13 protein-coding genes are annotated in these 15,656 nt (G+C 50.0%); 9 read left to right on the forward strand and 4 right to left on the reverse strand.

The genetic code is table 11. From position 1 onward, the window contains the following. Positions 1 to 5: 5 nt before the first annotated feature. Both selA and P771_RS0113465 read right to left on the reverse strand, forming a co-directional pair. Positions 6 to 1,406 (reverse strand): L-seryl-tRNA(Sec) selenium transferase, encoded by a 1,401-nt coding sequence (gene selA / locus P771_RS0113460; RefSeq protein WP_028575542.1) that lies wholly within the window; start codon positions 1,404 to 1,406, stop codon positions 6 to 8. A 350-nt stretch (positions 1,407 to 1,756) separates the two neighbouring features. Further along, positions 1,757 to 3,034, reverse strand: a complete 1,278-nt coding sequence (locus tag P771_RS0113465) for a bifunctional folylpolyglutamate synthase/dihydrofolate synthase (protein ID WP_028575543.1) — start codon at positions 3,032 to 3,034, stop codon at positions 1,757 to 1,759. Positions 3,035 to 3,155: 121 nt separating this feature from the next. On the opposite strand from P771_RS0113465, the gene P771_RS0113470 reads away from it, so the two are divergent. The 8 genes from P771_RS0113470 (at position 3,156) to P771_RS0113505 (ending at position 11,544) form a co-directional block, all read left to right on the forward strand. Beyond that, entirely contained in the window at positions 3,156 to 4,475 is a 1,320-nt protein-coding gene (locus P771_RS0113470) for a malic enzyme-like NAD(P)-binding protein (RefSeq protein ID WP_028575544.1), read from the forward strand. A 96-nt stretch (positions 4,476 to 4,571) separates the two neighbouring features. Beyond that, entirely contained in the window at positions 4,572 to 4,922 is a 351-nt protein-coding gene (gene hypA / locus P771_RS0113475) for a hydrogenase maturation nickel metallochaperone HypA (protein ID WP_028575545.1), read from the forward strand. A 112-nt stretch (positions 4,923 to 5,034) separates the two neighbouring features. After that, on the forward strand, positions 5,035 to 5,694 hold the full coding sequence (hypB, locus tag P771_RS0113480; protein WP_028575546.1) for a hydrogenase nickel incorporation protein HypB: 660 nt from the start codon (positions 5,035 to 5,037) through the stop codon (positions 5,692 to 5,694). A 217-nt stretch (positions 5,695 to 5,911) separates the two neighbouring features. Beyond that, complete coding sequence (locus P771_RS0113485) at positions 5,912 to 6,751, forward strand: Mrp/NBP35 family ATP-binding protein (protein ID WP_150112205.1); 840 nt, start codon at positions 5,912 to 5,914, stop codon at positions 6,749 to 6,751. A 140-nt stretch (positions 6,752 to 6,891) separates the two neighbouring features. Beyond that, the gene (locus P771_RS0113490) at positions 6,892 to 7,548 is read left to right on the forward strand and encodes a tetratricopeptide repeat protein (protein ID WP_028575548.1); all 657 of its coding nucleotides are present in this window, start codon (positions 6,892 to 6,894) and stop codon (positions 7,546 to 7,548) included. Between the two features lie 16 nt (positions 7,549 to 7,564). Next, complete coding sequence (iorA, locus tag P771_RS0113495) at positions 7,565 to 9,397, forward strand: indolepyruvate ferredoxin oxidoreductase subunit alpha (protein WP_028575549.1); 1,833 nt, start codon at positions 7,565 to 7,567, stop codon at positions 9,395 to 9,397. Between the two features lie 3 nt (positions 9,398 to 9,400). Further along, a complete protein-coding gene (locus P771_RS0113500; RefSeq protein ID WP_028575550.1) occupies positions 9,401 to 10,009 on the forward strand; it encodes an indolepyruvate oxidoreductase subunit beta in 609 nt (202 codons plus the stop codon). Further along, positions 10,006 to 11,544 (forward strand): sigma-54-dependent Fis family transcriptional regulator, encoded by a 1,539-nt coding sequence (locus P771_RS0113505; protein ID WP_028575551.1) that lies wholly within the window; start codon positions 10,006 to 10,008, stop codon positions 11,542 to 11,544. The genes P771_RS0113500 and P771_RS0113505 overlap by 4 nt, the downstream gene beginning before the upstream one ends. Positions 11,545 to 11,640: 96 nt before the next feature. On the opposite strand, the gene icd is transcribed toward P771_RS0113505, so the two are convergent. Together icd and P771_RS18485 are read right to left on the reverse strand one after the other, a co-directional pair. After that, complete coding sequence (gene icd, locus P771_RS0113510) at positions 11,641 to 12,789, reverse strand: NADP-dependent isocitrate dehydrogenase (RefSeq protein ID WP_028575552.1); 1,149 nt, start codon at positions 12,787 to 12,789, stop codon at positions 11,641 to 11,643. Between the two features lie 137 nt (positions 12,790 to 12,926). Beyond that, the gene (locus tag P771_RS18485) at positions 12,927 to 15,356 is read right to left on the reverse strand and encodes a GGDEF domain-containing protein (RefSeq protein ID WP_028575553.1); all 2,430 of its coding nucleotides are present in this window, start codon (positions 15,354 to 15,356) and stop codon (positions 12,927 to 12,929) included. 11 nt (positions 15,357 to 15,367) lie between these two features. Here P771_RS18485 and P771_RS18915 point away from each other — a divergent pair, with 11 nt between their 5' ends. Next, positions 15,368 to 15,511: a hypothetical protein gene (locus P771_RS18915; protein WP_153304081.1), complete on the forward strand. Its 144-nt coding sequence runs from the start codon at positions 15,368 to 15,370 to the stop codon at positions 15,509 to 15,511. Positions 15,512 to 15,656: the final 145 nt, after the last annotated feature.

A 15,656-nucleotide genomic window follows, 5' to 3' on the forward strand; every position in this document is an offset into this window, starting at 1 on the left:
TCCTCCTATTTTAGAGCCTGCTTCAAGACATCACACACCAGACTGTATTCATCACTGCTGATGGTCCTGGGATCAAGACAGAAAAAATCGTCTTCAATCCTGCCGATAAGGGGCGGGTCAGTGCGCAGGAATTTTTCCTTCAACTGGTCACAGGTCAGAGACATGACTTTGATTCCCACCAGCCAGGTGGGTAGATCCTGTTCAGGAAAGGCTCCCCCACCCACCCTGGACTGGGCAGGCAATATGGAAAGCTTGACTTCTTGTCCCAGGTTTCTTTTTATACGGGATCTGAGTTTATGGGCCTCTTTTTTTATTTCTTCGGCCTTCATGGTGATCATGCGCAGGGTGGGCACTTCCTTCATGGCCACCAGAGGATCCAGGTAGAACCGCAGAGTGGATTCCAGAGCGGCCAGGGTCATTTTGTCTATCCGAATGGCCCTGTTCATGGGGTTCTTCTTGATCTGATCAATAAATTCCTTTTTGCCGACAATTATTCCAGCCTGGGGGCCTCCAAGAAGCTTGTCGCCACTGAAAGAAACCACTGACACCCCGTCCTTGACCACCTGCTGGACAGTGGGTTCAACCATAAAATGGTATCCATGGGCGGCAAAATCAAAAAAGTTGCCACTGCCCATGTCTTCAATCACTGGCAGACCATATTTCTCTCCCAGGACAACCAGTTCTTTCAACGAAACTTCCTTGTGAAAGCCGATGATCCGGTAGTTGGATGTATGCACCTTGAGCAGGGCTCCGGTCTGTTCGTTAATTGCAGCCTGATAGTCTTTGAGATGGGTCCGGTTGGTTGCACCCACCTCCTTTAAAATGGCTCCGGACTTGGCCATCACTTCTGGAATGCGGAAAGAACCTCCAATCTCCACCAGTTGCCCCCTGGAAACAACCACTTCCTTTCCCTTGGCCAGGGTATCCAGGATTATGAGCACAGCCGAGGCATTGTTATTAACCACCAGCCCGGCTTCAGCCCCGGTGATTCTGCACAAAAGTTCCTCCACATGACTGTATCTGCTGCCCCGCTTGCCAGTGTCCAGAGAAAATTCCAGGTTGGAATAACCCAGGCAGGATTCCCACACGGCCTGAGCAGCCTTTTTATTTAGAATGGACCTTCCCAGGTTGGTATGGATGACTACGCCGGTGGCGTTGATCACCCTTCTAAAATGAGGTCTGGTCTGAACCTTCAGATATGCCTCAAGCCTGGACTTAAGCCTTGAAGGATCAAGATCCTGCTCATCTCTAACTGCTCCGGCCCTGATCTCTTCCCGGCATACCTCCAGAAAATCATTGACCAGATCCCTGATAAAGGCCCTGGGCAGATCACCATAAGTCTTTTCAGTGCTCACGTAAGCCAGGATGGAGTCAACTGATGGCAGCAGTCTGTATAAACTGGTCAAGAAAACCTCCTGAAACGGTCATCATTTTACAAGGGCAAATCATGCTAAGAACACCTTTTTCTCAAGTTTTTGCATTCGCCTGGACTTTAAACCCAAAGGCAGACTCATGGCTGCCGGCAATATATGGTGAGCTTTCAAGAGCTACCTGAATCTCCGGCAAATGTGCACCCAGTGGGTGCACCTAAGAACCGGATTGTTGCCTCTGGACGGATTCAAGTCAACATCTACCCCAAAAGAGTCGCTCCCAAAAATAAGTCCATGGGACATGAGCAGAGCACTTCTTGTTGAAACCTAAAAAATCAACTTTAATCAATCAGTTCTGAAAAATCCAGACAGTTCAGCCGGCAATATCAGGAGCTGTCTGCCCGGCTGTCCAGCCATTGAGGAAACTCTGAATAGATCTCACCCAGCAGGTACAGGGAGCCGCAGACCAGGACCGGACCGTCGTTATCTTTGAGACCGGCCAGAAATTGACTTACATTACTCAGGAGACGGGCCTTTTGGCCGATAATCAGGGCCAGTTCCTCCTTGGGCATGGCCCGGGGATTGCCATGTATATCAGGTACAAAAATTATTCTGGCATCAAATGATGCCACTATTTTGGCCAGCCTGCTGACATCCTTGTCTTTAAGACAGGAAAAAACAAGGATCTCCGGTTTGACACCCATCTGATCCAGGGCTTTTTTAAGAGCATTCAGGGCCTGCTCATTATGAGCCCCGTCCAGAATCAGTAAAGGTTTTTCCTGGGCCGCATGCAGCCTGCCCGGCCAGTGAACTTCTTTAAGGGCTCTGGCACAAAGGCCGGGATCAAGCCTCCAGCCTTTTTCTTCAGCCAGCACCTTCCAGGCCAGAAAAGCACAGGCCGCATTTTCCAGTTGATGCCCCCCCTTGAGTCCCAGGTCCAGATCCCTGATGAGCATTAAAGGGTCATGTCTATGCTTTACAGCTTGATCTGCAAACTGAAAATGATCTTTGACCAGGCAGATACTTGCCCCCAAATCTGCTGCCCTCTGCAACAGGACTTCCATGACCTTCTGTTCCTGTCCGGCCAGGACCACCTGGCCCTTTTTCATGGCTCCGGCTTTGTCCCATGCTATTTTCTCAAGACTGTTTCCAAGAATTTTGGTGTGATCAAAACTTATTGGGGTAAAGATATTGACTGCCGGATCAACGGCTGTGGTGGCATCAAATCTGCCGCCCAGACCAGCCTCCAGCACAGCCAGCTCCACTTTTTGTCTTTGAAAGATCACCATGGCCATCAGGGTCAGGACCTCAAAATAGGTCAGGTCAAGCCCATGGCACTTGGAAAAAACCTCATTTCCCGCCTGAAGCCAGTCTTCATCTGGTATAGTCCTGCCTCTGATTCTTATCCTTTCCTTCATGCTCACCAGATGAGGGGAAGTGTAAAGGCCGGTTTTAAGACCATGCTGCCTGGCCAGACTCTCCAGAAAAACTGCTGTTGAGCCCTTTCCGTTGGTCCCCACAATCTGGGCAGAAGTCACCTCAAATCCCTTGGCAAAGAGTCTGGCCATGGCCTGCTTCATCCGGCCAAGGCCAAGTTCCATCCGAAACTGACCCAGACAGTCCAGATTATCCTTGAATGATTGAAAATTATTGAATCTGTCCAATCTTTCCTCAAAATATGTGCTTGAAAACCATGGTCATCTGACCTATGAATTTAGACCGGCATTGACCAAATATGGCAAAATCGTCAAATTTCTTATGCATAATTCTCATTTGGAGGCAAAAATGGCTTTATTTACCAGAGAAGAGGCGCTTGAATATCACAGCATGGGCAGGAAGGGCAAACTCGAAGTCGTGCCTGTAAAGCCTTGCGCCAACCAGAAACATCTTTCCATGGCCTACAGTCCCGGAGTTGCGCAGGCCTGCCTGGAAATCGCTGAAAATCCGGCCAAGGTCTTTGAGTATACCAACCGGGCCAATCTGGTGGCAGTCATATCCAATGGAACAGCAGTGCTGGGCCTGGGCAATATCGGCCCCATGGCCGGAAAGCCGGTCATGGAAGGAAAGGGTGTTCTTTTCAAAGCCTTTGCCGACATTGATGTCTATGACCTGAACATCAACCAGAAAGACCCGGAAAAAATTATTGAATTTGTAAAAATGCTGGAACCGACCTTTGGAGGGATCAATCTTGAAGACATCAAGGCTCCTGAGTGCTTCCAGATCGAAGAAACCCTCATTGAAGAAATGGATATCCCGGTCTTTCATGACGACCAGCATGGTACAGCCATCATCTCAGGAGCCGGCCTGCTCAACGCTCTGGAAATCACCGGCAAGAAGATTGAAAACCTGAAAATGATCGTTTCCGGTGCAGGAGCTGCCTCCATTGCCTGCTGCAAGTTTTATGTCAGCCTGGGGCTTCCACCTGAAAACATCTTCATGTATGATTCCAAGGGCCTGCTGCACAAAGGCCGGACCGACCTGAACAAGTACAAGCTGGAGTTTGCCCAGACCAAAGATTTCGGTTCAATGGCCGAAACCATCAAGGGGGCCGATGCCTTCATCGGCCTTTCAGTCAAGGGCCTCTTGAACAAGGACATGGTCAGGACCATGGCCGATTCTCCCATAATCTTCGCCATGGCCAACCCGGATCCGGAAATATCCTATCCCGAGGCCATGGAGGCAAGCCCTGCCTGCATTATGGGAACAGGACGGTCTGATTTTCCCAACCAGGTCAATAATGTTTCAGGCTTTCCGTTCATCTTTCGCGGAGCCCTGGATGTCAACGCCCGGAAAATCAACGAAGATATGAAAATCGCCGCAGCCAATGCCCTGGCTGCACTGGCCAAGGAGCCGGTTCCGTCAGAAATGCTTGAAGCATATGGACTAAAGGAGCTGAAATTCGGCCCTGACTACGTAATTCCCAAACCACTTGATCCCAGGATAATTGAATGGGAATCAACAGCTGTGGCAGAGGCAGCCATGAAGTCCGGCGTTGCCAGATCCACAGTAGACCTGGTTGAATACAGAAAATCCTTGAAGGTCCGGATGGAGCAGTCTTCCAAGCGGATCAAGGACTTTATTAAGAGCTACAATCTGAACCTATAAATCCCTGGGCTTCCTGGTGGCCGGGATGGGACAGGTCTGGACATATTTTCATCTCCTGCCTGGACCGGCAACCAGGTTGCCCACAGGTCTTAGCATATGCATGAAATGTCCATTGCCCACAGTCTGGTTGGGATTATTGAACAGGAGATGGCCAAGCACAACGTGACCAGGCTCATCAGGATCAAGGTCAAATTCGGTCGGATTTCAGCCATAGTGCCCGAGGCTTTGCAAACAGCTTTTGAAGCCATGACCGCCGGGACCTCCCTAGAGGGTTCTGCCCTGGAAATCGAAGAGGTTCCCCTGGTTGCAAAGTGCCGGGAATGCCAGAAGGAGTTTTCTCCTGAAGATGACCTGATGATTATGACCTGTCCGCACTGCAGTGCTGAGTTCGGACACGACATTGTGTCCGGAAAAGAGCTCTATATCGACGAAATCGAAGCAGAATAAGGGGTCCCCTGCCTGGTTGAACATAACCAGCATATTCCCTGGCATGGGCTGATCCTTCAACAGTCACAGAGTCGACCTTACTTTATAGATAACCCATAATCGGAGATTGAAGATGCAAATCAAGGTAGTCAGAAAAATCCTGGAAGCCAATGATCGCATATCCGATCAGCTGAGAGCCATGTTTCAGGAGAAAAAAATCCTGGTCTTGAACCTCATGAGTTCCCCAGGAGCCGGCAAAACCACTCTCCTGGAGAAAACCCTCACCGACCTGAAGAGCGAGTTTAACATGGCCGTCATCGAGGGAGATCTGCAGACCAGCAACGACGCTGAAAGGGTCGCGGCCACCGGAGCTCAGGCCATACAGATTAACACTGAAGGTGGCTGCCATCTGGACGGTTCCATGGTCCTGGAAGCTGCCGGACAGATGGATCTGGAAAAAGTGGATATCCTGTTTGTTGAAAATGTTGGCAATCTGGTTTGCCCGGCTGAATTTTCCGTAGGCGAAGACTATAAAATCACCATCCTGAGCGTGGTGGAGGGAGATGACAAGCCTGAAAAGTATCCCCTTATATTTGCCGAGTCAAAGGTCATGCTCCTGAACAAGACCGATCTTCTGCCCTATGTTGACTTCAGTCTGGAAAAGGCATCGAACTTTGCAAAGAGTCTCAACAAAAACATCGAGATTTTTCCGGTTTCAGCCAAAACCAGGGAAGGTCTTGATTCATGGTATGACTGGCTTAGGCAGGAAGTGATAAAAAAGAAAGACTCGTGATAAAAAGGTCGCTGATCACTTTTAATTGACCACGAATAGCCCAGGACCTTGGATCTTTAAGATTCTGGTCCGGGAGTGCTTCGTGGTTATTGTCTTTTTGAATCAAGACATTTTGGCTTAACACCAAAAAACCGGTGGCTTTTTAGCCTCCCGGCAACTGAGCATGCTCAGTTACTGGGAACAGCAGGACACCGGACACAATTTCGGAGGTTTTCCAATGCAGGATCTGAAAATGGCCTCATCATGCGCCTGTTCTTCTGACAAGAAAAAAGAAGACAAGGATGCCAAATTAAAACAGAAGATGGGCAAAATCAAAAACAAGCTGGTGGTCATGAGCGGCAAGGGCGGAGTCGGAAAAAGTACTGTGGCCGCTAATCTGGCTGCTGCTTTGGCCATGAAGGGTTTTCAGGTTGGACTTCTAGATGTGGACGTACACGGTCCGTCCATTCCAAGACTGTTAAGCCTTTCATCAGAAAAACCGCATATTGAAAAAGATTATATTGAACCAGTTCCCTGGGGCCGCAATCTGTGGGTCATGTCCCTGGGATTTCTTTTGCCTGACAACCGGGAAGCTGTCATCTGGCGCGGACCGGTAAAAATGGGTCTAATTCGGCAGTTTCTGCAGGATGTGGCCTGGGGTGAACTGGATTACCTGATAGTGGACTGCCCCCCTGGAACCGGAGATGAACCCATGTCTGCACTTCAGCTGCTGGGTTCTGATGCCAAGTCCATTATCGTTACTACTCCCCAGGCTGTTGCAGTGGACGATGTACGCCGCTCAATTACCTTTTGCAGGGAAATGGAAACTCCTATCCTGGGCATACTGGAAAACATGAGCAGTTATTCCTGTCCCAAGTGCAATGAACACTTGGACATCTTCAATACAGGCGGAGGAGAAAAACTGGCCCGGGAAATGGGCGTAACTTTTCTGGGCGGCATTCCCATTGACCCGGAAATCGTCCGCAGTGGCGATGAAGGGTACATATATGTCAAAACCCATCCTGACAGTCCAGCAGCCAGAAAAATGATGGACCTGGCTGAAAAGATTTCTACCTGAGGCAAAGCCGGGCAGTCTGGCAAATTACATATTTGTTATTTTTTCCTTGCCTGGTGAGCCCGGTTAGAATAATATCCTGGTTTTGAAGGTTATATTTTGCCTGGAGAACCAGTTTCCATCAGGCAGTTCAAGGAGTTTTCATGAGTGAGTCTTACAAAAAAGGTTTTCTGGACAGGATCATGAGTGAAGCTGATGATTCAGCCCATCCCTTTCTGCAGAAGATCCAGGACAACATCAAGCTCATCGTCCTGGTTGTCGGCTCAGTGCTGGCCATTGCAGCGGTGTATTCCATCCATTCCTTCTGGCAGGAAAGAAAGATCAGCAACATTAATGCAGAATTGACTTCCATTATGGCTGAAGAATCTGCTGAAACCAGGCTTGCTCTTTTGCAGGGCTTTCTTGGTCAGGCCCCTGACCGCCTTAAAGGAGCCATTGTCCTGGAACTGGCTGGAACAAGCATGAATTTGGAAAAATTCCAGGATGCGGCCGACTACTTTGCCCAGCTTGGGCAACTGGACCGGGATATGCGTCCTGTGGCTATCCTTGGCCAGGCCAAAGCCTATGAGCTGCTGGGAGATTATGAAAGAGCCGTGGCTACTCTTAAACAAAGAGAAGCCCAGATCCCCGGGGAATTCAAGAATCAGTATCTAACCCTTTTATCTTTTAATGCTGAAAGAGCTGGAGATTACCAAACCGCTCTGGAAGCTTACCAAAAGCTCAAGGATGATGTTCAGGGAACCGATCCCGGCTTTATTGAGTACAAGATCGATCAATTACGTTTGAAAATTTCAAGCTGACAAAGGAAGCAAACTTATGAACCTTTTAGATCCTAATGCCGGAGCCAAGGAACTACTCCTGGGCAACGAGGCCATTGTCAGGGGCGCCCTGGAAGCTGGAGTCGGGTTTATTTCCTGCTATCCAGGCACACCATCCTCTGAGGTTCCAGATACCTTTTTCCGGCTTTCAGCCAAGGGTGAATACTATTTTGAATACGCCCCCAATGAAAAGGTAGCCATGGAAACCGCTGGGGCAGCTGCCCTGGGCGGCGTGCCCACCCTGGTCACCATGAAGCATGTCGGGGTAAATGTAGCTGCAGACCCAATGATGACTCTGGCCTATATTGGAACCCCAGGGGGGCTGGTCATTCTTTCGGCCGATGACCCTGGTTGCCATTCAAGCCAGAACGAACAGGACAACCGCTATTATGCAAGACTTGCCGGCCTGCCCTGTTTTGAGCCGTCAACCGCTCAGGAGTGCAAGGACATGACCAGAGAAGTCATGGAACTGTCCGCCAAGTGGGAGCAGCCGGTACTTTTAAGAACCACCACCAGAGTCAATCATCTGCGGGGGCCAGTGGATTTCGGTCCCATGAAACCGGCCAAGACCAAGGGTGAATTCAAAAAGGACCCAGGAAGATTTGTGCCCATTCCAGCGGTGGCCCGGATCAGACACAAGGTGCTGACTGCAAATCTTGAGAAAATTCGAGACGAGATTGAAACCTCCAGGTGGAACAGGATCTTTGGTCATGGAAATATTGGGGTCATAGCCTCAGGGGTTGCCAGGTCGTACTTGAAGGATGTTTTGAAGTCACGCCCAGATTTTAAAGTCAAGGTTCTTGAGCTGGGCATTGCACATCCCCTGCCCCAGAAAATGGTGGAAACCTTTCTGAAGGATCTGGACAAGGTCGTCATTCTGGAGGAGCTTGAGCCCATTCTGGAAAACGACATCCGGGTCCTCTGTCAGAAAAAAGGCCTGGGGATTGAAGTCATGGGCAAGGGAGAAGACCTTCCTCTTTGGGATGAATTTTCCACCCTTTGTGTTGAAAAGGCCTTGGCCAGAGCGACCGGACTCAAACACACACCGCCTGCCACCTGTTCGGTCCAGATCAGCGACCTGCCCAACCGTCCTCCAAACCTGTGTGCCGGGTGTTCCCACAGGTCGGTCTATGTCAACACCAGAAAGATATTCGGTGATGATGCTGTTTATTCTTCAGATATTGGATGCTACACGCTGGGGATCCTTCCCCCTTTGAAAGCAGCAGATTTCCTGCTGTGCATGGGATCTTCGGTTTCCAGCGGATGCGGCATGTCCAGAGTCATTGACAACCCTGTGGTGGCCTTTATTGGAGATTCCACCTTTTTCCACTCAGGGATCACCGGACTGATCAATGCAGTCTACAACGACTATGACCTTATTCTGGTTATCCTTGACAACAGAACAACAGCCATGACCGGACATCAGCCCCACCCGGGAGTGGATCAGGCCCTGTATGGACTGAGGCCGGGCAACCTGGAAATTGAACCTCTGGTCCGGGCCAGTGGAGTCGAGCAGATCCGAAAGGTCAAGGCCTTGAATCAGAAGGCCGTATCCGAGGCCCTGATGGAATTCAAATCAATGAAAGGAGTCCGGGTGCTGATCGCTGAAGAGCCTTGTCCCCTCTATGCCAAAAGAGTCCTGGGGGTAAAAAGAAGCAAGGTGGGTGTGGTCAAAAATTCCGGCCAGGCCAGCATGGACTGTTTGAACACCTTGGCCTGTCCAGCCTTTTACATGGAAGAAGGAAACGTCAGGATCAATCCGGATACTTGCGCCGGTTGCATGGTCTGCGTTCAGATATGTGATGAAATCAAACCTGGTTCCAGGAGCTGATAAATGAAACCGTTACGCGTATTCTTTACTGGAGTGGGAGGCCAGGGAACCCTGACCGCGACCAAACTTCTGGCTGAAACCGCCCTGGAACAGGGCCTGGACGTAAGTGCCGGAGAAATCCACGGCATGGCCCAGCGCGGAGGGGTCGTTCACTCCTTTGTCCTGCTTGGGGGCTATGTAAGCCCGAAAATATCCCAGGGTGAGGCTGATGTAATCCTGGGTTTTGAACCAATGGAAACTTTAAGGGCCCTGCCTTTTCTCAAGAAGGACGGTCTGGTCCTCAGCAGCGAGGACCCTGTGCCTCCAATATCTGTTTCCACTGGCAAGCAGGAATATCCTTCAGTGGAAATGATCAAGTCAAAGACCCTGGAATGTTCACCCAGGGCTGTTTTCCTGCCCTGCATTACCCTGGCCAGGGAAACCGGAGTGGTTCAGACCGCCAATACTGTTCTCATGGGGGCCTTCTTTTCCATGGGCATCCTTCCCTTTGGCCTGGATGTTCTGCTGGACTCCATCAAAAAAAGGCTCAAGCCCAAGCTGGTGGATGTTAATCTTCAGGCAGCCCGCCTTGGAGCTGACTATGCCAGGCAGTCCACCCAAGAGAGTGTATGAACAAGGTAAATCACCTTACCATCCTTGAAAAGATATTAATGGAGCTGGGCTGGCAGGGTCCGCTTCGCGATGGCCTGGAAAACCTGCTCAAGACCACGGCTGGTGAAATGGGCTACAAGCGGATGTCTCTGGCCATTCTGGACCCCAAAACCCAGACCATTGATTTCAGTCTTTGCCATGGCCACCGCAAGACCCCGAAGTATTCCTATACCCCGGGCCAGGGAATAACCGGCCTGGTAGTCAAGGAAAAGGCCCCAATTATTGTCCCGGTAATGAAGGATGATCCCAACTTCCTGAACCTGGCCTTTGACCGGTCTCCGGAAGAATTGGCTTCTCTGTCCTTTATCTCGGTTCCGGTCAAAAGAAACAGCCCGGACAATGAGCTGGAGATACTGGGTGTCCTTAATGCGGAAATGGGACTGAAAAACATTTCCGAACTCGAAGAGAGTTGCCGGTTCCTTCAGGTCCTGGGCATCATCATAGCCAGACAGACCTCTTTTCTGCAGGAGGAGATAAGCAGACACAAAGAGTTTCCCGGCTTACCCCTGGTTGATCAGGCCATAAGTTACCAGGATCTGGCCCAGAACAAACTCATTGCTTCTTCCAAGATCATGGTGACCATCATGGGCCAGATCATGCAGGTCGCTCCCAGCAAGGCCACTGTTCTCATTCGGGGTGAATCCGGGACAGGCAAGGAACTTTTGGCCGAGGCCATCCACAACATAAGTCCCAGAAAAAACAAGCCCTTCATCAAACTGAACTGTGCTGCCCTGCCTTCGGAACTGCTGGAAAGCGAACTTTTTGGCTATGAACGCGGAGCTTTTACCGGGGCGGTTGGACAGAAGAAGGGGCGCTTTGAACTGGCCCACCAGGGAACCCTTTTTCTGGATGAGATTGGCGAACTCAGTGCCGAGGCCCAGGCCAAACTTCTCCGGGCCATTCAGGAAGGAGAGATCCAGCGCCTTGGAAGCGAAAAAACCACCAGAGTCAATGTCCGAATCATCTGCGCCACTCACCAGCCTTTGGAGAGTCTGATTGAAGAGGGAAAATTCAGGGAAGACCTGTATTACCGGATAAACGTGTTTCCCATTTTCATTCCAGCCCTGAGGGAACGCAGGGAAGATATCCTGCCCCTGGCAGAACACTTCCTGGAGATGTTCTGCCGGGAATATGAAAAAAACATCAAGAGGATATCAACTCCAGCCATGGATCTTTTATCCCAGTATCCCTGGCCGGGAAACGTACGCGAACTCAGGAACTGTCTGGAAAGATCGGTTTTATTGTGTAACGAGGAGGTCATCAGGACCTATCACCTCCCCCCAACCCTGCAGACTGCAGAAAGCACTGCTACAGACCACGAGCTTCCATTTGTGGAATCAGTAGCCAAGTTTGAACAGGAATTAATTGTTGATGCCCTGAAAAAAGCCAAAGGCAACATGCTTCAGGCAGCCAGGGATCTTCGGGTCAGTTATCGAATCATCAATTACAAGGTCAAAAAGTACAACATCAACCCCAAAAGGTTCAATCCAAAATAAAACCCGAATAGGCAATCATGCTTATCCGGGCTTTATTTTTTCCAGAACCTGGACCGAAATATTCTTTTGAACTGCCAGAATTAATATCTTAATCCCTTAGATATTCTCAGCCACCAGCTCTCCAAATTCACGACAGCCCACCTGCTTGGCCCCTTCAATCTGGGAAGCAAGGTCAACTGTGACCTTTTTCGATGCAATCACCTTTTCCACGGCATTGTAAACCAGCTGGGCAGCCTCGCCCCACCCAACATGTTCCAGAAGCATGGCTCCGGACAGAATCAGGCTTCCGGGGTTGGCCATGTCTTTTCCGGCTATGGTCGGAGCTGTGCCGTGGGTGGGTTCAAAAAAGGCCAGATCATCGCTCATGTTCACTCCCGGGGCCAGCCCCAGCCCTCCCACCTGAGCGGCCAGAGCATCAGAAAGATAGTCTCCGTTGAGATTGGTGGTGGCAATGACACTGTACTGCTCAGGCCTGATCAAAACTTCCTGGAACATGGCATCAGCAATGCGGTCCTTAATGATGATTCTTTTATCATCATTTAATGCTTCACCTTCAGTAACGCACTGACCAGAGAATTCTTCTCTGGCCAGTTCATATCCCCAATTCCGGAAAGCTCCCTCAGTGAATTTCATAATATTACCCTTATGCACCAGGGTCAGACTGGTTCTTTTCTGATCAAGAGCATACTGCAGGGCCTTTCTGATCAGTCTTTTGCAGCCTTTTTCAGTCACCGGCTTGAGCCCCAGGGCTGAATCTCCAGCGATTTTGACCTTTAACTCTTCCTGCAGAAATGAAATCAACCTGAGGGCTTCCGGGGTATTAGCGGCCCACTCCAGACCTGCGTAAACATCCTCGGTGTTTTCCCTGAAAACAACCATATCTACCAGGTCTGGTCTTTTAAGGGGTGATTCAATCCCCTGAAAATACCGGATGGGACGAATGCAGGCGTAAAGATCCAGGGTCTGACGCAGGGTCACGTTCAGACTCCTGAATCCTCCGCTCACCGGGGTAGCCAGCGGCCCTTTCATGGCCAGCCGGGCAGTGGCCAAAGTATCAATGGTATTTTGCGGAAGATATTCTCCGGTTTCAGCAAAGGCTTTTTCACCGGCCAGAAGCTCTACCCACTCCAGCTGCTCTTCCTTAGCACAGGCCTTTTCCACGGCCTTTTCCAGGACCGGCCTGGCTGCTTTCCAGACTTCCGGGCCTATTCCGTCTCCTTCAATATAATATACTGTTTTTTTCACGCGTTCTGTTCTCCTTTGACCTTGATTGAAAAAAAGGGCACTCATGCCAAGTGCCCTCAAAAAAAGACCTCAAACCGCCTGAATCAGCCCAAGGCCATGACGGTTAACCAGTTTTATAGCCCAGACAGTCAGGCTTATCAATACTCTTCAGTGGTCCACATCTCTTTTTTAAACCTGACCACCCTGTTACGACCGGTTTTCTTGGCCTCATAAAGGGCCACATCGGAAAACTTGATGGCCTTGTACATGGTGTCGGCATCATGGGGAAACTCGGCCACCCCCAGGCTGATGGTCTTTTTAATGGTGATGCCGGCAATGGTTTCAAAATTGAACTGCTCCACCAATACCCTGATTTTTTCGGCCACAGCCTCGCTCATTCCAGGCTCAACCTGGGGAAGAAGAATAAGAAACTCTTCCCCACCATACCTGATGAGCAAATCTGATGAGCGGATTCCGTCCCTGATTATACTGACCACCTGCTTGAGCATGGCATCTCCGGCCTGATGACCATACTGGTCGTTGACCTGTTTGAAATAATCAAGGTCTGCCATTAAAAAGCCGATGGTCTTTTCTTCCCGGATGGAAAGGGGCTCATACTGCTTGATGAATTCATCAAGAAATCTGCGGTTCTGGCAATGGGTCAGGGGGTCGCGCAGGGACTGCTCCCTGGTCAGGTCCAAGAGACGCAGGGTGGTCAGGATGGGTGCGGTTTCCTCCATGTACTTGCGCAGAATAATCACCTGCTCCCTTCTCCAGTGCCATTCAGACCTTGGAACCAGAAAGGAAAAAACCGTGCCCACCTGTCCTCCCATGACCAGGGGAATGCAATAGCGAACATATCTGGAATGGTCACAGTTGAAATGAGGGCAAAGGGCGGGATTATTGGCAGAAGAAACTTCTTCGGACATGCGCTTGGCCCGGCAGATTTCCGGAGATATGAGCACGTCCGTCTTGCAGAGTGATGACTCCGGATGGCTCTCCACAACCGGGGTCATCCTGTTCTGACTTTGATTAACCTCAAAGAGAATATAGTGGTCGATCTTAAAAACTTCCTGAAACACGTTTTCCAGCTGCTCATAAACTTCTTCCTTTTGATAGACCCCTCTGATGTCATGGCTGAAAGTGGTCAGCTTGGCCATCTGCTCCATCCGGGTAGCCACATCGTCCAGAGACGGCACATGATAAGTGCTGCCTTCGCTTCTGAGAACCTGGCTCAGCAGTCTGCCGCTTCTATCCAGGAAAATACTCCACAGACGCATCATGGTATTGATGACATTTCGCATTTCATCCAGCTCATCCCCCTTTTTCAGGGCATACACCGGACAAGCTGAACAGCTTTCATACTTGTTCAGGAAAATACAGGTATCCCTCCATTCCGGAGAAATGGCTTCAGATCCGGTTTCAAGATAACACACCAAGGAAGGGTTTTCATAGACCGGACACTCCTCGTTGTGGCAACTCATCACATCAAGACAATGAATAGGATCGGTTTCAAAGCGGTCGGAAAAATCATTACTGTGAGAAGCTATTATCATTCTTTTAAGTTTAGACAAAAAATTCTTGACTTTGACCAGGTTGATATAGAGAGTCAGTATCACGGCCAAGCCCAGAGTCAGGACAATGAGCGTCAGGTAACGGGTGTATGCCTGGTTATGGCTGGTAATAAGGGAGTGGTCCAGCCCGACAACAACTCCTCCAACTGGCTGGCCTTGGCTGTTAAGATAGGAATGCAGCAGAAAGCTCTGATTCTTCTCAAGGGAAATATGGTTGTCTATGCTCAGATCTTTTGAGGGGAGGTTAACGGAGCCATGTCTGGAGTCGTAGGCGGTCCAGCTCCCGAACCCGGTCTGGACCAGCCATGGAGCAAGATTGGAATGATACTCATTATGCACAACCAAAGCCAGGGTGGTTCCCCTGGGCCGGTCCAGGGAAGCCGCCAGTGGGCCAAGCCCCAGCCGGACTGCAAATACACCCACAGTCTCCATTCGATCCAGAACCGGAAAGACCATGATTCTGCTCAGTCCATAACTGTCCACGTATTTTTCATGGCCAGTTTCCCGAACTGTCCAGGCCTGCTCAAGAAATGGCCTCAGGATCCGGTCCCGGACCGGACAGTTCCATCCGGCCCCCGGGCTGAATTCTTCAGGATCAAGATAAACACAGATATCAAGGGAGCTAAACCCCTGGGTTTGTTTGACCGGATCAAGACCGGACCTTAAATAACTGTAAGTGCCTGTCTGATCCTGTTCATTGAAAAGATTCACGAGGTTTTGGTCTTCTGAGAGGCGGGCAGACTGGAATTCCACCAGTCTGAACTTCTCTGAGATCTGGCTGTCCAGCCAGACTCCGGTCAACTCAAGGCGCTGAGTCAGGTGCTCTCGAGTAAGGTGGCTCATGCTCCTGGAAAAAAAGGCCCATATAAGCAGAACCATCAATAGAATTATGATGGCCGGAATAACAATGAACCTGAAACTTAGATTCCAGTCCGAGGGATTGATGAGCTTCAATAGGCTGAACCCGATCTTTTCCCAGCGGCTCTTGATTACTTTTTTTGGGGCTCCGCGCATAACCCTCCTTCATGGAAAACCAGCCCCTGAGACATCAGCCATGGCTTGGGATGATCCGGAGTCAGGCCCTGTGCAGTCCCAAGGACCAGAGCAACCCCGATCTTCCAGTGCAGGCTGGATGCTGTCCGGCCAGGGTGATCATCATAAAAACCTGAAAGAGCAGAATAAAAACTGAAAAAACACAGTATGATCTTATGGATGGTTATCCATAACCAAAAAAAATCAGAAATTCAAACAAGTTATTAAAGATACCCGGCTTTTGTCCGGGCCAGGCCCACTAAAAAAACCTCACATCAGCCT

Origin of the sequence: Desulfonatronovibrio hydrogenovorans DSM 9292, assembly GCF_000686525.1 — a bacterium.
GTDB lineage: Bacteria > Desulfobacterota > Desulfovibrionia > Desulfovibrionales > Desulfonatronovibrionaceae > Desulfonatronovibrio > Desulfonatronovibrio hydrogenovorans.